This is a genomic window from Sphingomonas sp. GW821-FHT04B01, assembly GCF_059420425.1.
Window position 1 is genome coordinate 151,300 of the sequence record NZ_JBWKTR010000001.1, and the last position, 18,708, is coordinate 170,007.

The 18,708-nt window shown below is 68.9% G+C and carries 19 protein-coding genes and 1 riboswitch; of the genes, 4 read left to right on the forward strand and 15 right to left on the reverse strand.

Translation table 11 applies throughout. The features are described from left to right. Positions 1-54 precede the first annotated feature (54 nt). The 5 genes from thiC to AC07UH_RS00810 form a co-directional block, all read right to left on the reverse strand. Positions 55-1,902 (reverse strand): phosphomethylpyrimidine synthase ThiC, encoded by a 1,848-nt coding sequence (thiC, locus tag AC07UH_RS00790; protein ID WP_038664759.1) that lies wholly within the window; start codon positions 1,900-1,902, stop codon positions 55-57. Positions 1,903-1,940: 38 nt separating this feature from the next. Further along, positions 1,941-2,050: riboswitch (TPP riboswitch) on the reverse strand. 303 nt (positions 2,051-2,353) lie between these two features. After that, the gene (locus AC07UH_RS00795; protein ID WP_137898198.1) at positions 2,354-3,358 is read right to left on the reverse strand and encodes a ferritin-like domain-containing protein; all 1,005 of its coding nucleotides are present in this window, start codon (positions 3,356-3,358) and stop codon (positions 2,354-2,356) included. 40 nt (positions 3,359-3,398) lie between these two features. Further along, positions 3,399-4,490: a ferritin-like domain-containing protein gene (locus AC07UH_RS00800; protein WP_495179670.1), complete on the reverse strand. Its 1,092-nt coding sequence runs from the start codon at positions 4,488-4,490 to the stop codon at positions 3,399-3,401. Positions 4,491-4,716: 226 nt separating this feature from the next. Further along, on the reverse strand, positions 4,717-5,766 hold the full coding sequence (locus tag AC07UH_RS00805) for a ferritin-like domain-containing protein (RefSeq protein WP_038664750.1): 1,050 nt from the start codon (positions 5,764-5,766) through the stop codon (positions 4,717-4,719). A gap of 14 nt (positions 5,767-5,780) precedes the next feature. After that, positions 5,781-6,809: a ferritin-like domain-containing protein gene (locus AC07UH_RS00810; protein WP_495179669.1), complete on the reverse strand. Its 1,029-nt coding sequence runs from the start codon at positions 6,807-6,809 to the stop codon at positions 5,781-5,783. A gap of 213 nt (positions 6,810-7,022) precedes the next feature. Between AC07UH_RS00810 and AC07UH_RS00815 the strand changes: the two genes are divergently transcribed. Next, positions 7,023-7,598 (forward strand): sigma-70 family RNA polymerase sigma factor, encoded by a 576-nt coding sequence (locus AC07UH_RS00815; RefSeq protein WP_495179809.1) that lies wholly within the window; start codon positions 7,023-7,025, stop codon positions 7,596-7,598. Next, positions 7,588-8,310 carry an anti-sigma factor gene (locus AC07UH_RS00820; protein WP_495179668.1) on the forward strand — a complete coding sequence of 241 codons (723 nt, stop codon included), beginning with the start codon at positions 7,588-7,590 and terminating at the stop codon, positions 8,308-8,310. Before AC07UH_RS00815 ends, AC07UH_RS00820 begins: the two co-directional genes overlap by 11 nt. Positions 8,311-8,355: 45 nt before the next feature. Here AC07UH_RS00820 and AC07UH_RS00825 read toward each other — a convergent pair whose 3' ends face one another. The 4 genes from AC07UH_RS00825 to AC07UH_RS00840 form a co-directional block, all read right to left on the reverse strand. Beyond that, a complete protein-coding gene (locus AC07UH_RS00825) occupies positions 8,356-9,204 on the reverse strand; it encodes a MipA/OmpV family protein (RefSeq protein WP_137898222.1) in 849 nt (282 codons plus the stop codon). Between the two features lie 87 nt (positions 9,205-9,291). Beyond that, entirely contained in the window at positions 9,292-9,678 is a 387-nt protein-coding gene (locus AC07UH_RS00830; RefSeq protein ID WP_137898223.1) for a DUF2141 domain-containing protein, read from the reverse strand. Next, positions 9,647-10,471, reverse strand: coding sequence for a sterol desaturase family protein (locus tag AC07UH_RS00835; RefSeq protein WP_038664743.1), 825 nt, complete (start codon positions 10,469-10,471; stop codon positions 9,647-9,649). Before AC07UH_RS00835 ends, AC07UH_RS00830 begins: the two co-directional genes overlap by 32 nt. Positions 10,472-10,765: 294 nt before the next feature. Continuing rightward, a complete protein-coding gene (locus tag AC07UH_RS00840) occupies positions 10,766-11,272 on the reverse strand; it encodes a GNAT family N-acetyltransferase (protein ID WP_495179667.1) in 507 nt (168 codons plus the stop codon). A gap of 74 nt (positions 11,273-11,346) precedes the next feature. On the opposite strand from AC07UH_RS00840, the gene crtY reads away from it, so the two are divergent. Continuing rightward, complete coding sequence (gene crtY, locus AC07UH_RS00845) at positions 11,347-12,513, forward strand: lycopene beta-cyclase CrtY (protein ID WP_495179666.1); 1,167 nt, start codon at positions 11,347-11,349, stop codon at positions 12,511-12,513. Between the two features lie 25 nt (positions 12,514-12,538). Beyond that, positions 12,539-14,014, forward strand: coding sequence for a phytoene desaturase (locus AC07UH_RS00850; RefSeq protein WP_495179665.1), 1,476 nt, complete (start codon positions 12,539-12,541; stop codon positions 14,012-14,014). Between the two features lie 146 nt (positions 14,015-14,160). On the opposite strand, the gene AC07UH_RS00855 is transcribed toward AC07UH_RS00850, so the two are convergent. From AC07UH_RS00855 to ftsE, 6 genes are read right to left on the reverse strand one after another with little or no spacing between them, the layout of a single operon-like run. Then, a complete protein-coding gene (locus tag AC07UH_RS00855; RefSeq protein WP_495179664.1) occupies positions 14,161-14,619 on the reverse strand; it encodes an acyl-CoA thioesterase in 459 nt (152 codons plus the stop codon). Beyond that, positions 14,619-15,827 carry an LL-diaminopimelate aminotransferase gene (locus tag AC07UH_RS00860; RefSeq protein ID WP_038664733.1) on the reverse strand — a complete coding sequence of 403 codons (1,209 nt, stop codon included), beginning with the start codon at positions 15,825-15,827 and terminating at the stop codon, positions 14,619-14,621. The genes AC07UH_RS00855 and AC07UH_RS00860 overlap by 1 nt, the downstream gene beginning before the upstream one ends. Before the next feature lie 28 nt (positions 15,828-15,855). Next, positions 15,856-16,569: a lysophospholipid acyltransferase family protein gene (locus tag AC07UH_RS00865; RefSeq protein WP_495179663.1), complete on the reverse strand. Its 714-nt coding sequence runs from the start codon at positions 16,567-16,569 to the stop codon at positions 15,856-15,858. Further along, the gene (locus AC07UH_RS00870; RefSeq protein ID WP_495179662.1) at positions 16,566-17,102 is read right to left on the reverse strand and encodes a YdcF family protein; all 537 of its coding nucleotides are present in this window, start codon (positions 17,100-17,102) and stop codon (positions 16,566-16,568) included. Before AC07UH_RS00870 ends, AC07UH_RS00865 begins: the two co-directional genes overlap by 4 nt. Then, positions 17,099-17,968, reverse strand: coding sequence for a cell division protein FtsX (locus AC07UH_RS00875; RefSeq protein ID WP_495179661.1), 870 nt, complete (start codon positions 17,966-17,968; stop codon positions 17,099-17,101). The genes AC07UH_RS00870 and AC07UH_RS00875 overlap by 4 nt, the downstream gene beginning before the upstream one ends. Then, the gene (gene ftsE, locus AC07UH_RS00880) at positions 17,965-18,675 is read right to left on the reverse strand and encodes a cell division ATP-binding protein FtsE (RefSeq protein ID WP_495179660.1); all 711 of its coding nucleotides are present in this window, start codon (positions 18,673-18,675) and stop codon (positions 17,965-17,967) included. The genes AC07UH_RS00875 and ftsE overlap by 4 nt, the downstream gene beginning before the upstream one ends. Positions 18,676-18,708: the final 33 nt, after the last annotated feature.

Below are 18,708 nucleotides of genomic sequence, written 5' to 3' on the forward strand. Positions count from 1 at the left end.
GCGACGGCCAAGTCGCTGACGGGCGTCGGGTTCCCGTCAGCGACTCGGCACCAATCACTCCGCCGCCGGCAGATATACCTCCCCGCCCTTCTCGCGGAACCGCTCGCTCATGTCGGCCATGCCCGCCTCGGCCTCTTCGGCGGCGACGAAAGTGGCGACCGGCGCATTCTGCTTGGCGGCGAATTCCCTAACCTCCTGCGTGATCTTCATCGAGCAGAATTTCGGGCCGCACATCGAGCAGAAATGCGCGGTCTTGGCGCCCTCGGCGGGCAAGGTCTGGTCGTGGAAGGACTCGGCGGTATCGGGGTCGAGCGACAGGTTGAACTGGTCGCGCCAGCGGAAGTCGAAGCGGGCGCGGCTCAGCGCATCGTCGCGCAGCTTGGCGGCGGGGTGGCCCTTGGCGAGATCGGCGGCGTGGGCGGCGAGCTTGTAGGTGACGACGCCGACCTTGACGTCGTCGCGGTCGGGCAGGCCGAGATGCTCCTTTGGGGTGACGTAGCAGAGCATCGCGCAGCCGAACCAGCCGATCATCGCCGCGCCGATGCCGCTGGTGATATGGTCGTAGCCCGGCGCGATATCGGTGGTGAGCGGCCCGAGCGTATAGAAAGGCGCCTCGCCGCAGACCTGGAGCTGCTTGGTCATATTCTCCTGGATCTTGTGCATCGGGACGTGGCCCGGGCCTTCGATCATCACCTGCACGTCCTGCGCCCAGGCGCGGTGGGTCAGCTCCCCGAGCGTGTAGAGCTCGCTGAACTGCGCCTCGTCATTGGCGTCGGCGATCGAGCCGGGGCGCAGCCCGTCGCCCAGCGAATAGGCGATGTCATAGGCCTTCATGATCTCGGTGATCTCGTCGAACCGTTCGTAGAGGAACGATTCCTTGTGATGCGCGAGGCACCATTTCGCCATGATGCTGCCGCCGCGGCTGACGATGCCGGTGACGCGCTTCGCCGTCATCGGGATGTAGGGCAGGCGGACGCCGGCGTGGATGGTGAAATAGTCGACGCCCTGTTCGGCCTGTTCGATCAGCGTGTCGCGGAAGATCTCCCAGGTCAGCTCCTCGGCGATGCCGCCGACCTTCTCCAGCGCCTGATAGATCGGCACGGTGCCGATCGGCACGGGGCTGTTGCGCAGGATCCATTCGCGCGTGTCGTGGATGTTGCGGCCGGTCGACAGGTCCATCACCGTGTCGGCACCCCAGCGGATCGACCAGACGAGCTTGTCGACCTCCGCCGCGACGTTGCTGGCGACCGCGGAATTGCCGATGTTGGCGTTGATCTTGACCAGGAAGTTGCGGCCGATCGCCATCGGTTCGGATTCGGGATGGTTGATGTTCGACGGGATGATCGCGCGGCCGCGCGCGACCTCGTCACGGACGAATTCGGGGGTGACGTAATCGGGGATCGACGCGCCGAAGCTCTCGCCGTCGCGGACATGGTCGCGCAGCATCGCGCGACCGAGATTCTCGCGCGTCGCGACATATTCCATTTCCGGGGTGACGATGCCGCGGCGGGCATAATGCATCTGGCTGACATTGGCACCGGCGCGCGCGCGCAGCGGGCGGCGGACGGCGTTGGGGAATTGCGGCACGCCGCCGGAGCGGTCGGGGCCGAGCTGGCCATTGTCTTCGGGACGCAGTTCGCGGCCATCGTAGCTTTCGACGTCGCCGCGGTTCTCGATCCATGCGCGACGCAGCTGCGGCAGGCCGGCCATGATATCGATACGCGCGGCCGGATCGGTATAGGGGCCGGAGGTGTCGTAGACGCGCAGCGGCGGCTCGCCCGAGGAGGGATCGAGATGGATTTCGCGCATCGCGACGCCCAGCGGGCCGACATGGATCTTCTTCGAGCCGCGGATCGGGCCGGTGGTGACGCCAATCTCGGTACGTGCGGGAATGTCGGCCATGAGTCTCTCTCCATGAACGGAGAGCGGACGCGGATTTTCGGATGAAACCGCTCCCTCCCTCCGCCGGTATCAACCGGATCAGGTTCAGCGGGTCGAAGACTGCGGCCTTCCTCTCAAGCGCTGCATCAGCGCTCCCCCGGGGATAATGACGATGGTGTACGCGGTTCGGCGGCAGGCGCCAAGGCAAATCCTCCCCCGCGACAGGGGGCTATGTCATATGACCATGCGAGTGGGTCCATCGCTTTCCAAGCGCACCTCCGTCACCCCGGACTGGTTCCGGGGTCCACTCTGCGGCGAGGAGAACGGCTTGAACAGGCACGATTCTCCTGCGGACCGGTGGACCCCGGAACGAGTCCGGGGTGACGAAGAGATTGTGGACGCGGCTCGAACCTCGTCCCCACAGCCATAGGCGATAGCCCTCCCGCCAAAGGGGAGGGAGGGCGTCGGAGCGTCAGCTGGCGGCGGAGGTGCGGATGTTGCCGTTGATGCCGTTGGGGAAGAAGCCGCCCGAGCCGACCGCGGTCTTGTTGAGATAGACGATGTTGAGCACCTGGCCGGTCGAGCGGCTGTAGGCGACGCCGTTGGTGTCGGTCGGCACGACGTTGGCGGTGGTGGTGTCGCCGATGCCCTGATCGATTTCGCTGCTGCCGTCGAGGCTGTCACGCGCGTCGGAGATCAGCCGCGCGTTGGTGAGGATCGACGAGGCGCCGGCGAGCGTCTCGGCGGGATCGACGCCCTTGCGGTAGAGCACCGAGCGGATCAGCCCGGCGTGATAGCCTTCGGTGGCGAGGATGCCGGCGGCAGCCTCGATGAACACCTTGTTGACGATCAGCGGCGAGGCGCCCTTATAGGCCGAGACGCCGACGTCCTCGAACAGATAGGCGCCGAGCAGGAAGTTGATGTCGCTGGCATAGGGATTGAAGACATCGCTCGCGCCGACCACGCCGGCGGCGCGCGCCGCGGCGGTGAAGGCGCCGGTGGCGTCGCCGCCGATGTTGATCGCCGGCATCGCCACCGCGAAGCTGCCGAGGATCGTGCGCAGGAAGGTGACGTGGGCGATCTCGTCATTGGCGATCTCGCGCGCATATTGCGCGACGATCGGGTCCTGGAAGTTCACCTGTGCGCCGCCGGTGACGGTGCCGAGCGTGCCGACGCCGCTCATGATGCCGGTCGACAGGCCCTGGCCGAAGGCCGCCCAGCTGTAGAAGCTCGCCTCGAGATATTCGAGGTTGAGCGCGAAGTTGAGCACGTCGGCATCGGTGCCGACGGTCGGCGTCGTCGCGGTCGGCGTCGGGCTGGGGCTGCTGCTGCTGTCGCCGTCGCCACCGCAGGCGGCGAGCAGCGACAGGGCCCCCGCCGAGGCGGCGGCGCCACCGGCGTAGCGCAGGAAGTTGCGGCGTTCGGCGCGGCGGTCGGCGATCGCGTCGAGGATCGTGTCGGTCGGAAGGTCGGTCATCGGGTCTATCCCCTGGAAGCTTTGAAAACGGACGGCGGGATCAGGAGGCGGTCGCCGCCTTGATGGTGCCGTTGAGGCCGGCGGGGAAGAAGCCGCCCGCGCTCGCCGCCGCGGCGTTGAGATAGACGATGTTGAGCACCTGATTGGGGGTGCGGCTGTAGACGATGCTGTTGGCGTCGGCCGGCACGATGTTGGACACCGGGAAGGTCGGCACCGGGGTGGGCGTCGCGGTCGGGGTCGGCGTGGGGGTCGGCGTCGGTGTCGCGGTGGCGGTCGCGGTGGGCGTCGGCGTCGGCACGGTCTGGCCCGGCGCGGCAGTGACGCCCGGCGTGATGCCCTGGTCGATGTCGGTGCCGCCGTCGAGGCTGTCGCGCGCGTCGGAGATCGCGCTGGCGCTGGTGATCAGTGCCGAGCCGGCGACCGAGCCGCGACGGAACAGCTCGCCGCGGATCGTCGCGGCATGATAGGCCTCGACCGCGAGGATACCGGCGGCGGCCTCGATATAGGTCTTGGTGAGCAGCGGCGCGGCGCCCTTGTAGGCGGTGACGCCGACGTCCTCGAACAGATAGGCGCCGAGCAGGAAATTCTCCTCGCTGCCATATTGGTTGAAGGTCTGGCCCGCGGCGATCAGCTTGGCGGCGACCGCGGCGGCGGAGAAGGCGCTGTTCGGGCCGACCGACAGGTCGAGCGCCGGCTGCGCGATCGCGCTGCTGCCCAGCGCGGTGCGCAGATAGGTGACGTGCGCGACCTCGTCGGCGGCGATCTCGCGCGCATAGCGGGCGAGGACCGGGTCGCTGAAGGTCACCGCGGCGCCGCCGCTGACGTTCGCCGCGCCCTGCGTGCCGGTGCCGGTGAGCAGATTGGCGGCGAGGCCGGCGCCACCGGTGGCGAAGGCGTAGAATTGCGCCTCGAGATATTCGAGGTTGAGCGCGAAATTGAGGATGTCCTGATCGGAATAGGTCGTCGTCTGCGCCTCGGCGGCGCCGGCGAGGCCCAGCGCCGACGCGCCCGCGGCGGTGACCGCCATCGCGCCCATCGCGGTGCGGAAGAAGTCGCGGCGTTCGGTGCGGCGCTGGACGCGGGCGTCGAGCGCCGCTGCGAGGGCGCTGTCGGTATCGGTTCGGGCGGTCATTACTCGGGTTCTCCCCACGCGCGGGCGGTCTTGCGGCGGCCCAGGATGGCCTTGCCGTTCCGCATCCGGCGGGAGGCGTCAAGCCCGGACGCGGCGGAAATCGGCGGCAGCGCGACGGAAGGGCGTGACCGCGCATAAAAAATCCTCCCCCGACGCGAAATCGAGGGAGGACCCTGTGCCGGCCGGCGTGGAAGGGAACGCCGGCCAACTCCTTGGAAGGTCGGGCTCAGCCGAGACCGACGGTGAAGGCCGGATTGGGATTGTTGGTGCCCGCCGGGAAGAAGCCGCCGCGGGTGCGGTTGGCGCCGGTCGCGTTGAGATAGGCGATGTTGTGCACCTGCTGGACGCTGCGGCTGTAGGCGATGCCGTTGCTGTCGGTCGGCACGATGTTCGACACGGCATTGGCCGCGCCGATGTTGGTGCCGGCGATGCCCTGGTCGTCGTCGCCGTTGGTGCCGCCGGTGGTGCCGTCGAGCAGATCGCGCGCGTCCGAGATCTTGGTGGTCGCGGTGATCAGATCGGCGTTGGTGACGCCGCGGGTGTAGAGGATCGTGCGGACGAGGCCGGCATGATAGGCCTCCGCCGCGAGGATGCCCGCCGCCGCTTCGAGATACATCGACGAGATGACCGGCGAGGCGCCCTTATAGGCGGTGACGCCGATATCCTCGAAGATATAGGCCCCAAGCAGGAAGTTGGTCGGGCTGGCATAGGGATCGAACAGGCCGTTCGAGGCGACGACGCCGGCGGCGCGCGCCGCCGCGGTGAACGCACCGGTCGCGGTCCCCGAGATGTCGATCGCCGGCTGGGCGACCGCGGCACTGCCGAGCGCGGCGCGCAGGAAGGTGACGTGGGCGATCTCATCCTGCGCGATCTCGCGCGCATATTGGCCGATCAGCGGGTCGGAGGTGAAATTGACCGCGCGCGGGAAGCCGTCGCCCGAGCCGGTGATGACCGACCCCTGCGTGCCCGTACCGGTGAGCAGCGACGCCGACAGGCCGGTGCCGAACGCGGCATAACTGTAGAATTGCGCCTCGAGATATTCGAGGTTGAGCGCGAAGTTGAGCACCGCGACGTCGGTGCTGACCGAGGTCGCAGTCGGCGTCGGCGTCGGAAACGGCACCGACATATTGTCGTCGTCGTCACCGCAGGCGGCGAGCAGCGACAGGCCGCCGACCGCGGCGACGCCGGTCGCGGCGGTCTTCATGAACGCGCGGCGGGCCTTGCGGCGCGCGGCGGTTGCCTCGACGATGGCGAGGACGGAGAGTTCCTTGGTCATATATCCACCCCTGCTCAGTTCGCGGCGCTGCTGCGCAGCCCGCTGTTCCCGTTGTTGATGCCGTTCGGGAAGAACCCGCCCGCGGTCACCGATCGGGGATTGAGATAGACGATGTTGAGCACCTGCGCCGGCGTCCGGCTGAACGCGAGGCCGTTGGGATCGAGCGGCACGATGTTCGAGGTCGTGCCCGCATTGGTGGTCGTCGCGGCGATGCCCTGGTCGAGATCGGTGCCGCCGTCGACCGAATCGCGCAGGTTGGAGATCGCCGTGGTCGCGGCGACGTTGTTCTGCGCGGTGGTGATCGTCGGGGTCGCGACGCCGCGCGCATAAAGCGCGGTGCGCACGATCGCGGCATGATAGGCCTCGACCGCGAGGATGCCGGCGGCCGCCTCGAGATAGGTCTTGTTGTTGAACAGCGCGCCCGCCGCGCCCTTGTAGGCGGTGACGCCGACGTCCTCGAAGATGAAGGCCGCCTGCAGGAAGCTGTCGTCGTTCGCATAGGGGTCGAAGCCGGTCAGGGCCGGGGTGGTGCTCGCGGCGGCGGCGGCGAAGGCACCGCCGGCGGCACCCGAGATGTCGATCTGCGGCTGGGCGGCGATCAGCGCGTCGCTGGTGCCGGTGCCGCGGATCGCGGCGCGCAGGAAGGTGACGTGCGCCACTTCGTCCGCGGCGATCTCGCGCGCATAAGCGGCGATCCCGCGGTCGCTGAACTGCACCTGGCGGGCCGAGCCGGTGCCGCTGCCGGTCACCACCGTGCCCTGCGTGCCGACGCCGCCGGTCAGCAGATTGGCGGGCAGGCCGGTGCCGAAGGCGGCATAGCTGTAGAATTGCGCTTCGAGATATTCGAGATTGAGCGCGAAGTTGAGCACGTCGACCTCGGTCACCGCGGTCTGCGCCGCCGCCTCGCCGGCAATCGACATCGCCGCCGCGCCGGCTGCGGTCACCGCCGCCATGCCCATCGCGTTCTTGAAGAATCCGCGCCGTTCCTCGCGTCGCCGCGCCCGGGCGTCGAACGCCTCGATGATCTGGTCCGTCTGGGTCATCGTCAGCAACCTCCCTCACCTTCATGCGGTCCTCCGTCATCGCCGCATGCTATCGACGGGCGACCGGTAGACCTGTGGCGAGCTACGTTGCCGGGTCGTGGAAAGATGCGCGGGGGCCGAAACAAAATGTCGGTTTTGCAAAATGATCCGACATGGTCGGAATGTTGGCCGCAGGATATTGCCGGGAGGCTTGCGTACGGTTAGCCCTTGGCCGTGCCTCCCGCCGCCCCCTCCAGCCCCCAGGCGGCCCGTACGATCCTGGTCGAGGCGCTGATCCGCACCGGCGAGGAGGATCGCGACGCCTTCCGCACCGTCTACCGTCTGACCTCGGCGAAGCTTTTCGGCATATGCCTGCGTATCTGCGAAGACAGGCAAGGCGCCGAGGACGTGCTGCACGACGTATATCTCACCATCTGGCACCGCGCGGGGGCCTATCAGCCGGGACGGGCGAGCCCGATCTCGTGGCTGGCGACGATCGCGCGCAACCGGGCGATCGACTGGCGCCGGCGCCACGGCCGGGCGCGCACCGCGCCGGTCGAGGCGGCCGACGCGATGCCCGATCCGGCGGCGGCGCAGGACGAGGCGCTGATCGCCGACGAGCAGCGCGCGCGATTGCACGACTGCCTGGAGACGATCGAGGTGCGCCAGCGCGGCGCGATCCGCAGCGCCTTCTTCGGCGGGCTGACCTATGCCGAGCTGGCGGCGGCGCAGGCGGTGCCGCTCGGCACGATGAAGAGCTGGGTACGGCGCGGGCTGCTCGCCCTGCGGGGGTGCCTCGATGGCGAGTGACGACCTCCCCGACATGACCGCCGCCGAACTGGCGCTGGGGCTGCTCGACGGCAGCGAGCGCGCCTCGGCGTTGCGCCGGCTGGCGAGCGAGCCGGGCTTCGCCGCCGAGGTGGAGCGCTGGCGCGACTGGCTGGGCGCGCTGTTCGCCGATTGGCCGGCGGTGGCCGCGCCCGATGCGGTGGCGGCGCGGGTCGAGGCGTCGCTCGATGGGCAGCGCGGCGTGCCGGCGGCGAACGACAATGCGGGGGGCGTCGCGCGCTGGCGCGGGCTGGCGGTGGCGGCGAGCATCGCTGCCTGCCTGTTGCTGGCGGTGACGACGCTGCTGATGCTGCGGCCGGCGCCCGCACCGATCCGCATCCCGGTGCGCGTGCCGGTGACCGCGCCGGCGCCTCTGCTCGCCGCGATCGTGCCGACCGGCAAGGGCGCGCCGATCGCCGCCGCCTACGATGCGGCGAGCGCGACGGTACGGATCGCCGGCGGTGTCGACGTACCGGCGGGGCATTCGGCGCAATTGTGGGCGATCCACGGCGCCGATGCGCCGCGTTCGCTGGGCGTGATCCCGGCGGGGCCGGCGCGGGTGGTCGTGCCGGCGGCGGTGCGCCCGGCGCTCGCGGCGGAGACGGTGCTGGCGATCTCAATCGAGCCGGCGGGCGGCTCGCCGACCGGGCTGCCGACCGGACCGGTGGTCGCGACGGGCAAGCTCAGCGGATAAGTCCTCCATCCGTCATGCCGGCACGACGGATGGAGGCATTCCGGCTCAGAACGTATAGGCGAGCCCGACCGCGCCGAGCCACTGGTTGCGCGAGCCGGCGATGCGGACCAGCGGGCTGTCGGCGAAGCCGTTGAGCATCCGGACGTAGGTGCCGCCGGCGACGATCTTGAAGCCCTTGAGCAGATTGCCGGTCAGCGAATAGGTGTAGAGACCGCCGAGCGAATAATTCTTCCAGCCGGCGCGGGCATTGTAGGTCGGCAGGCCGCTCGCCAGCGTCTGCGTCGGCGAGACCGAGAAATAGGTCGTCGCATAACCGCGGCCGGCACGCTCGGCCGAGGCGAAGATCGCCACCGCCATCTTCTCGCTCAGCGGAGTGATGTAATTGACGCTCGGCTGCCAGATGCCGCTGTCATGCGCATTGGCGACGTCGTGGCGATAGCTGACCGTCGCCGACAATTGGTCGTACGGGCTGGTGATCACCCCGGTCTTGCCGATGCCGACATAGCCGCCGAGCTCGATCGCGGTATCGACCTTGCCGAGCGCGCGGACGCGCGGATCGTCGATGCTCTTGAGGCTGCTGCGGTTGAAATTGACGACGCCGATCGGACCGGCCTGCAGGTCCCAGACGGGGCCGGGCTTGTCGCGGATCAGGTCGACGCTGATCCGGTTGCCGGCGAGGACGAAGCCATAGCCCTTGATCGAGCCGACCGCGCCCGGTGCGGCGGTGAAGCGATAGTCGTTCGAGCCTTCGTAATCGCTGAGATAGACGCCGGCGGCGCCGACGGTGATCGTATCGCGATTGAAGTCGAATTCGGTGGGCTGCACGGGCGCCGACGCCTCCTGCGCGGCGGCCGGGGTGACGAACACGGCAGCGGCGGCGAGCGCGAGCGGCATCAAGATCTTGGCGGACAAAGCTACGGCTCCAAACCTGTTACGACGCCGTAACGCGGCGGACGCCGGTTGCTATCCATTGCCGACCGATCAGAGGATGTAATGCATCCGTATCTGTTGCTGATTTGCATCACTGGTCACCGCGAAGCGTGCCGCGGCGAAGTGCGGCGCGCCGAAGCGGATCGGCGGGTTGCGCGAGAAGCCGAAGCCCTCGCGCGGAATGCCGGCGAAGGTGTCGAGCTTGGCGTTGCTGTTCTCGTCGTGGATCACCGCGACGGCATATTGGCCGTGCGGCAGCCCTTCGAAGCGCAGGCTGTGCGCATTGGCCGGCACCGAACGGGTGATCGCATCGGCATCGTCGACGCAGGCGGGGAAATTGTCGGGATCGGCGGTCAGGCAGACGCGCAGCAGCCCCTTGGCGGAGCGCATCTGGCTGACGGCGACGTCAAGCCGCGCGATCGGCGCCGCGCCGAGCACCAGCGCCGCCGCCGGCAGCAAGGCGGCGAGCGCCACCGGCCGGTTGCTGCGCCTGCGCCTTGGCACGCGCGTGGCTGCGCGCGAAATCGCCGACGCCGCGATCGGTGCCGCAAAGGCGGTCCCAGAACCGGAAGTAGAGCCCATAGTTACATCCATATTGCTCATGGTGCCGCTGATGATGGCTGGCGGTGATCAGCCAGCCGCCCAATGGCCCCCGCCACATGAACCGCGGGAAAACCTCCCAACCCATGTGATTGGTTACGCCCATAACCGTCATAGTCGCCAGCACGAAGCCCAGAGCGGCGACGTGGATCGGAATTGCCAGCACCAGTAACGGAATTGCCACAGCGCCGGTCAGCGCCTCGATCGGGTGGAAGGCCATCGCCGCCCAGGCGGTCGGCGGGCGGCTGGCGTGATGGACGGCATGCGCCGCCTTGAACACCGCCGGCCGGTGCATCCAGCGATGCGTCCAGTAGAACCAGGTGTCGTGGAGGACGAGGTAGAGCAGGATCGAGACCGGCCAATACCATAAGGGATAGGCGTGGACGTCGCGATAGACGCGCGTCCAGCCATGCGCCTGCCAGCCCCAGGCGAGCACGCCGGCGGGGATGCCGTAGATGGCGGCGGAGGCGAGGCTCCATGCGATCTCGCGCCGCATCTGCGCATCGAGCCCGCGGTAGAGGCCGGGATGACGCAACCGCGTCGCCGCGGCGAACGCGCCGGAGACGAGGAGATAGCGCACGCCGACGATCATCGTCATCGCCAGCGCGGACAGGGTGACGGCGAGCAGCATGCTACGGGACGTAGCGGATTTCCGGGGGCGGGGATATGGCGGATGCGACCGGCCGGCCTGATGCCGACGGCGCGGCGAGGATGCGACGAGCGTGGTCCGTCGCGGTGAGATACGCTGGGCCCGCCTTCTCCGAGTCGTCACCCCGGACTCGTTCCGGGGTCCACCGGGCCGCGCGCGAATGGCATCGCCTCCAGCCGTTCTCCTCGCCGCGGAGTGGACCCCGGAACGAGTCCGGGGTGACGGAGTGAGCTTGGCGGGAGCCGCGCCAGCATGAACGTCGATGAGGGTGAGGTGTCAGCGTTCGAGCACGTGTATCGTCCGGCCCTTGTAATCCGCGTCGCGCACCAGCCCATACCCCAGCCGCGCCGCCAGCCGCAGCGACGGCGCATTGCCCGGATCAATGATGCAGGTCGTCCGTGCGATGCCCTGCGCCTGCGTCCAGGCGAACACCGCCGCGAGCGCCTCGCCGGCGTAGCCGCGGCCGTGCGCCGCCGGGGCCAAGGCCCAACCCATTTCGGGCAGCGCCAGCGGCGGGTCGATCGCGCGGCGGGCCTCGATCAGGCCGACCTCGCCGACCAGGCCGCCGGCGCGGTCGCGGACCACCCAGCTGCCGTAATCGAACGCCTGCCACTGGCCGATCGACCGCAGCAGGCGGATCCACACCTCCTCGCGGCTGCGCGCGACGCCACCGATCCGTTCGAACACCGCGGGATGCGCCCACATCGCGGCGAGCGCGTCGAGATCGGCGGGGCGATGGACGGTGAGGATCAGGCGATCGGTGGTGAGCACGGGCGGCGTCATGCCGGCAGGCTAGCGCGGCGCGCGGCGACGTAAAAGCCGGTTCTCCCGCCCCGCGCTTTGCGGTAGGCGCAGACATGGGTTCGACCATCCCTTGCGACGTGGCGATCGTCGGCGGCGGCCTCGCCGGCGGCCTGATCGCGCTGGCGCTGCACGCGCGGCACCCCGGCCTCGACGTGCGGATCATCGAGGCGGCGCCGCATCTCGGCGGCGACCACGTCTGGTCGTTCTTCGGCAGCGACATCGCGCCGCAGGATCGCTGGCTGGTCGCGCCGCTGACGGTGCACGACTGGCAGGGCTATGACGTCGCCTTCCCGCACCTCGCGCGGCAGATCGACGCGACCTATCATTCGGTGACCAGCGAGCGATTGCATGCGGTGATCCGCGCGACGCTGCCGGCGCCGGCGGTGATGCTCGGGCGCAAGGTGCTCGCCGCCTCGGCGACCGCGGTGGTGCTCGCCGACGGCGACCGGATCGAAGCCGGCGGGGTGATCGACTGCCGCGGCCCCGGCGACCTGTCGGTGCTCGAACTCGGCTGGCAGAAGTTCGTCGGGCAGGAACTGCTGCTCCACGCGCCGCATAACACCACTGGGCCGCGGGTGATGGACGCGACGGTCGAGCAGATCGACGGCTATCGCTTCGTCTACTGCCTGCCCTTCGCCGCCGACCGCATGTTCGTCGAGGACACCTATTACAGCGACACGCCGCACGTCGACCGCGCCGCGCTGGGGCTGCGCATCGCCGCCTACGCCGCGGGCCGCGGCTGGCAGGTCGACAGCGTGCTGCGCACCGAGGCCGGCGTGCTGCCGATCACCCTGGGGGGCGATTTCGAGGCCTATTGGCGGTCGAGCGGCGCCAACGTCGCCAAGGCGGGAATGCGCGCCGGGCTGTTCCAGCCGACCACCGGCTATTCGCTGCCCGACGCGGTGCGGCTGGCGGTGCGGCTGGCCGAGCGGATCGATTTCTCTGGCAAGGCGCTCGCCGGTTTCACCCACGATTACGCCCGCGCGGCGTGGAAGCAGGGCGCTTTCTATCGGATGCTGAGCGCAATGATGTTCCGCGCCGGCGATCCGGCGGAACGTTGGCGCATCATCGAGCGCTTCTACCGTCTCGACCCGACGCTGATCACCCGTTTCTATGCGGGGCGATCCAGTCTCAAGGACAAGATACGGATTCTGACGGGCAAACCACCGGTGCCGGTGGGCAGCGCGATCAGGGTCCTGCGAACGACGGCATGGCGGTAACCCGCACAGAGGAATGGAAACGAACATGAAGTCGGCGATCGTCATCGGAGCGGGATTCGGCGGGCTGGCGCTCGCGATCCGCCTGCAATCGGCGGGAATAGCGACGATCATCGTCGAGTCGCGCGACAAACCGGGCGGCCGTGCCTATTATTGGGAGCGCGACGGCTTCACCTTCGACGCCGGTCCCACCGTCATCACCGATCCCGCCTGCCTGCAGGAATTGTGGGCGCTCACCGGCCGCGACATGGCCGAGGACGTGACGCTGGAGCCGGTGACGCCCTTCTATCGGCTTAACTGGGTCGACGGCACCAATTTCGATTACACCAACGACGAGGCGCTGCTCCAGCGCGAGATCGGCAAGCTCAACCCCGCCGACATCGCCGGCTATCACAAATTCCTCGAATATGCCGAGGGCGTCTATCGCGAGGGCTATGAGAAGCTCGGCCATGTCGCGTTCCTCGACTTCGCCTCGATGATCAAGGCGGCGCCGGCGCTCGCCAAATATCAGGCGTGGCGCTCGGTCTATTCGATCGTGTCGAAATACGTGCAGAACGAGAAGCTGCGCGAGGCGCTGAGCTTCCACACCCTGCTGGTCGGCGGCAATCCGATGACGACCAGCGCGATCTATGCGTTGATCCACAAATTGGAGCGCGACGGCGGCGTCTGGTTCGCGCGTGGCGGCACCAACCGGCTGATCGCCGGGCTGGTCGCGCATTTCCAGCGGATCGGCGGCACGCTGCGGCTGGGCGATCCCGTCGCCTCGATCGAGACGCTGGGCGACCGCGCCACCGGCGTCCGCTGCGCGAGCGGCTGGGAGGCGCAGGCCGATGCGGTCGCGGCGAACAGCGACATCATGCACACCTATCGCGACCTGCTCAGCGGATCGCACAGTGCGCAGCGCACCAAGGCGCGACTGGAGCGCAAGAGCTATTCGCCCTCGCTGTTCGTGGTGCATTTCGGCATCAAGGGGACGTGGCCGGGCATCCCGCACCATATGATCCTGTTCGGGCCGCGCTATAAGGAGCTGCTCGCCGACATCTACGATCACGGCGTGCTGGCGCAGGATTTCTCGCTGTACCTGCACCATCCCACCGTCACCGATCCGAGCCTCGCGCCGGAGGGGCATTCGACCTTCTACGCGCTGGCGCCGGTGCCGCACATGGGCAAGTTCCCGGTCGACTGGAACGAGGTCGGCCCGATCCTCGAAAAGCGCATCCTCGACGAGGTCGGGCGGCGACTGATCCCCGACATCCACGAGCGGATCGTCACCAAGTTCAGTTATGCGCCCAACGATTTCGCCACCGATCTGAAGGCGCATCTCGGCAGCGCGTTCAGCCTGGAACCGGTGCTGACGCAGAGCGCCTATTTCCGCGTCCACAACCGCGACGACCATATCCCCAATCTGTATTTCGTCGGCGCGGGCACGCATCCCGGCGCGGGGATCCCCGGCGTAGTCGGCAGCGCCAAGGCGACGGCGGCGCTGATGATGGCAGCGCGATAGGGCGGCGGCGGGGGCAAGATCCATCCGCCCTTCGACAGGCTCAGGGCTAACGGTTGGTGGGATGGGCGCTACCGTCCCCCTGCCCTCCGTTCGTGCTGAGCCTGTCGAAGCACCTGAGACTCGCTACCCCAGACTAACCCGCCGCCCTACAATTCCTCCAGAAACGCCCGCACCGCCTCCGGAATCGCGGCGGGCCGCCCCGTCGGCAGATGCACGTTGACCATCACCAGCGACACGGTCGCATGGAGGTCTCCGGTGGTGCCGTGCGCCAGATCCATCGCCATCGTAATGCTGGTGCCGCCGACCCGCGCGATGCGGACATGCGCGGCGACCGTATCGCCCCAGACGAACGGGCGGAGATAGTCGACCTCCGCCTTGCGGACGTGGAATTCGAGCTGCTCCCACATTGGCCCCAGCGCCGCGCCGATCCCGGTCCATGCCCAGAATTCGGTCGCGGCGACGTCGGCATATTCGAGATAACGCGAGTTGAAGACGACCTTCTGCCCGTCGATCTCGGCATAACGGACGCGGAAGCGCGTCGCGAAGGCGAACCCCTCGCGCGCGCCGCCGGTCGCCGCGCCATCGGCGGCATCGCGCAGCAGCATCAGCCCGCGGTCCGGCTCGGCGTGTTGACCCCCATCGATTGCAGATAGCGCTTCACGTTGCGCGCCGCCTGCCGCAGCCGTTGCTCGTTCTCGACCAGCGCGATGCGGACGAAACCCTCGCCATTCTCGCCATAACCGACGCCCGGCGCCACCGCGACCTGCGCATGGGTGAGCAATTGCTTGGAGAATTCGAGGCTGCCGAGATGCGCGACCGCCGGCGGCAGCGGCGCCCAGGCGAACATCGACGCGCGCGGCGCGGGAATGTCCCACCCCGCCCGGCCGAAGCTCTCGACCAGCACGTCGCGGCGCTTGTGATAGAGCTGGCGGTTCTTCTCGACGATATCCTGCGGGCCGTTGAGCGCGGCGCAGGCCGCCGCCTGGATCGGGGTGAAGGCGCCGTAATCGAGATACGACTTCACCCGCGTCATCGCCGCGATCAATTTGGCGTTGCCGACCGCGAAGCCGATCCGCCAGCCGGCCATGCTATAGGTCTTGGACAGCGAGGTGAATTCGACCGCGACGTCCTTCGCGCCCTTGACCTGCAGAATCGAGGGCGTCGGATTGCCGTCGTAATACAGTTCCGAATAGGCGAGGTCGGAGATGATCCAGACCTGATTCTCCTTCGCCCACGCGACCAGCCGTTCGTAGAAGGCGAGATCGACCGCCTCGGCGGTGGGGTTCGACGGATAGTTCACCACCAGCACCGACGGCCGCGGCACGGTGAACGCCATCGCGCGCTCGAGGCTCTCGAAATAGGCCTCGTCGGGGGTGGTCGGCACCGCGCGGATCGTCGCACCGGCGATGATGAAGCCGAAGGTGTGGATCGGATAGGAGGGATTGGGCGCGAGCACGACGTCGCCAGGCGCGGTGATCGCGGTGGCGAGGCTGGCCAGCCCCTCCTTCGACCCCATCGTCACCACCACCTCGGTCTCGGGATCGAGGTCGACGCCGAAGCGGCGGCCGTAATAATTGGCCTGGGCGCGGCGCAGACCGGGAATGCCCTTCGACTGCGAATAGCCGTGCGCATCGGGCTTGCGCGTCACCTCGATCAATTTGTCGAGCACGTGCGCGGGCGGCGGCAGATCGGGATTGCCCATGCCGAGGTCGATGATGTCCTCGCCCGCCGCGCGCGCCGCGGCCCGCATGCCGTTGACTTCGGCGATGACATAGGGCGGCAAACGCTTGATGCGGTAGAAATCGTCGGACATGGGTCACCTTGTAGTTGACCCGGCCACCCTACGCCGCGGGCGGCGCTTGCACCACTCGATATTCCTCGAGCGCATTGATCGCGGCATGGACGCGCGCCTCGATCGCGTCGCGCGGCAGGCCGGGCGGGATCGGCTCGCCGATCCGGATCGTCACCACGCCGGGGCGATTGGGGCCGTGCTTGGGCCAGGCCAGACCGCTATCGAGCGCGATCGGCACCACCGGCAGGCCGAGCGTGCGATAGAGGCCGGCGAAGCCCGATTGCAGCGGCGGCTGGTCGCCGGGGACGACGCGCGTGCCCTCCGGATAGATCAGGATCGAGCGCCCCTCCGCCTTGAGCGCCTTGGCGGCGCGCATCATCGAGCGCAGCGCGCCGGCCGAGGCTTCGCGATCGGCGATGATCCCGCCATAGCGCATCGCCGCCCAGCCCCAGAAGGGAATACGGCTGAGCTCGCGCTTGATGACCATCGCCGGGCCGCCGAGCAGCAATTGCAGCTCCAGCGTCTCGAACATCGCCTGATGCTTGGCGGCGAAGAAATAGGTGCCCTCGGGCCGCTGTCCCTCGACGCGGACGCGGACGCCCATGATGTACCGGTAGAGCAAGCGGTGCATCTGCGCCCAGACGTGCGCGTGGCGGATCACCGCGCGCCGGCCGAACAGCGCCGACACCGGCACGGTCACGACGATCGGGATCGACAACGCGAAGAAGAACGTCGTGAACAGGATCGTGCGCAACCGGTTCATGCCCCTACCCCCAGCCACAGCGCGACGCGCCGCAGGATCAGTTTGTTGTATTCGTTGACCAAGGTGCCGAGCCGCGGCGTGCTCGGCACGCCGTCGCCGAGCACCTGCACCCCCGGCCCCATCGCCGCGGCCAGCTCCATCCGCGCGCGCGGCACGTGCCAGTCGGAGGTGACGAGGCGGACGGTGCGATAGCCGTGCGTCTTGACCCAGGCGGCGGTTTCCTCGGCGTTCGAGCGGGTGTCGACCGCATCGGCGCCGAGATCGATGCAGCAGGAAAACAGCGTCACCGGCACCCTATATTCGCGCGCCAGGTCGATCGGCCGCACCCCCGGCGCGACGCCGGTGACGAGCATCCGCCGCGCCTGCCGCGCACGGAGCAGCGCGATGCCGCGATCGATCCGTCCCGCCCCGCCGGTCGGCACGACGATCGCATCGGTGGTATTGGGGGCGAGCGGCTCGGGCAGCATCAGCATGAATGCCGCGAAACCCAGGCACCAGGAGAGCGCCGCCAGACCGAACAGCCGGACGATCACAGCGACCGCCTCAGCGCGGCGACGACGGTGACCCGCGCCGCCAGCGTCGCCAGCACGACGAAGCCGAGCGGCAGCATCACGAGCAGCGCCCAGTCGCCCGCATCGAGCGTGATGCCGCCGAGCAGCTCCGATCCCAGCGCCGCCAGCCGCGTGCCGAGGAACAGCAGCACGGCGAGCGCCGCCGCGCCGCCGGCGACGCCGCCGAGCGCCGCGTCGAGCGCAATCCGCCGCTGGAACAGCCGCGCGACCTGCACGTCGGTCGAGCCGAGCATATGCATCACCTCGATCGTCGCGCGATGCGTCTCCAGGCCGGCGCGCGCGGCGAGCACCACCACCGCGCCGGTCGCGCCGAGCATCAGCAGCACCAGCGCGAAGGCGAGCCAAGTCAACGTGTCGAGAAAGCCGCCGACCGGCGACATCCAGCGCTGGTGACGGTCGACGCGGCTGGCGGCGCTGATCCGCCTGGCCGCGGCGATCACCGGCCCGGGTGTAGCGGCGGGGGCGAGATCGACGTCGATCATCGCCGGCACCGGCAAATCGGCATCGTCCCCGACGTCGCCGAGCCAGGGCGCGAGCGTGCGGGTCAGCTCGGCGCGATCGACCAGCGTCGCGCGACGCACCTGCGGCAGCGCGCGCAGCGCGGCGAGCGTATCCCGGGCAAGCGCATCGCGCGTCGCCGGGCTGCCCTCGACCACCTGCACGGTGAGCCGGCCGGCGAGCTGGCGTTCGAGCGCCTGCGCGGACTGGCGCGTGCCGAGCCCCAGCGCGGCGGCGAGCAGCGTGAGGAACAGCATGATCGCCATCACCCAGGTCATCGCACGCAGGCCGCCCGCCTCGTCGAGCACCCGCCGGTCCGCGCCGCTCATCCCTGCCCCCGCGGCGGCGGCGGGTAGCGCAGCATGCCGGTCGGATCGAGCAGCCGGCCCTTGTCGAGCCGCATCATCTGCGCGCCAGGCACGCGGCTGAGCAACTGATAGTCGTGCGTCGCGACGACCACGGTCGTGCCGAGCGTGTTGAGCGATTCGAACAGATGGATCAGCCGGTCGGCCATTTCGGGATCGACGTTGCCGGTCGGCTCGTCGGCGACCAGCACCTCGGGCCGGCCGATCACCGCGCGGGCGATGGCGACGCGCTGCTGCTCGCCGCCCGACAGCGTCGCGGGGCGTGCGTGCAGCCGGTCGCCGAGACCGACCCAGCCGAGCATCTCGCGCACCGGCTGTTCGATATCCTCCTCGGGCACGCCGGCGACGCGCAGCGGCAGCGCGATATTGTCCCACGCCGACAGATGCGGGACGAGGCGGAAATCCTGGAACACCACGCCGATACGGCGGCGGAATCCGGGCAGGCGGCTGCGCGGCATCGTCACCGCATCCTCGCCGAACAGGCGGATGACGCCGCGGCTCGGCCGCTGCGCGAGATAGAGCAATTTGAGCAGCGAGGTCTTGCCCGCGCCGCTGGCGCCGGTGAGGACATAGAAGGCGCCGCTGCCGAGCGTGAAGCTGATGTCGGACAGGGTTTCCTGCCCGGCGCCATAGCGCAGCCCAACATTTTCGAACTGCACGATATTTGCCATGCGCCTGGCCGCAACCGCTCCGTCTGAGGTATC

Coding starts and splice junctions, on each gene's coding strand:
- AC07UH_RS00825 (WP_137898222.1), bottom strand. CDS start 9,204: ATGCCGCTCGCGCTCGCCGCCGCTGCCGTGTTCGTCACCCCGGCCGCC.
- AC07UH_RS00860 (WP_038664733.1), bottom strand. CDS start 15,827: ATGTCCGACGATTTCTACCGCATCAAGCGTTTGCCGCCCTATGTCATC.
- AC07UH_RS00835 (WP_038664743.1), bottom strand. CDS start 10,471: ATGCTGCTCGCCGTCACCCTGTCCGCGCTGGCGATGACGATGATCGTC.
- AC07UH_RS00800 (WP_495179670.1), bottom strand. CDS start 4,490: ATGACCGCCCGAACCGATACCGACAGCGCCCTCGCAGCGGCGCTCGAC.
- AC07UH_RS00840 (WP_495179667.1), bottom strand. CDS start 11,272: ATGACGCCGCCCGTGCTCACCACCGATCGCCTGATCCTCACCGTCCAT.
- AC07UH_RS00855 (WP_495179664.1), bottom strand. CDS start 14,619: ATGCTGCTGCGCGATGCCGCCGATGGCGCGGCGACCGGCGGCGCGCGC.
- AC07UH_RS00875 (WP_495179661.1), bottom strand. CDS start 17,968: ATGAGCGGCGCGGACCGGCGGGTGCTCGACGAGGCGGGCGGCCTGCGT.
- ftsE (WP_495179660.1), bottom strand. CDS start 18,675: ATGGCAAATATCGTGCAGTTCGAAAATGTTGGGCTGCGCTATGGCGCC.
- AC07UH_RS00810 (WP_495179669.1), bottom strand. CDS start 6,809: ATGACCCAGACGGACCAGATCATCGAGGCGTTCGACGCCCGGGCGCGG.
- thiC (WP_038664759.1), bottom strand. CDS start 1,902: ATGGCCGACATTCCCGCACGTACCGAGATTGGCGTCACCACCGGCCCG.
- AC07UH_RS00795 (WP_137898198.1), bottom strand. CDS start 3,358: ATGACCGACCTTCCGACCGACACGATCCTCGACGCGATCGCCGACCGC.
- AC07UH_RS00820 (WP_495179668.1), top strand. CDS start 7,588: ATGGCGAGTGACGACCTCCCCGACATGACCGCCGCCGAACTGGCGCTG.
- AC07UH_RS00850 (WP_495179665.1), top strand. CDS start 12,539: ATGAAGTCGGCGATCGTCATCGGAGCGGGATTCGGCGGGCTGGCGCTC.
- AC07UH_RS00865 (WP_495179663.1), bottom strand. CDS start 16,569: ATGAACCGGTTGCGCACGATCCTGTTCACGACGTTCTTCTTCGCGTTG.
- crtY (WP_495179666.1), top strand. CDS start 11,347: ATGGGTTCGACCATCCCTTGCGACGTGGCGATCGTCGGCGGCGGCCTC.
- AC07UH_RS00805 (WP_038664750.1), bottom strand. CDS start 5,766: ATGACCAAGGAACTCTCCGTCCTCGCCATCGTCGAGGCAACCGCCGCG.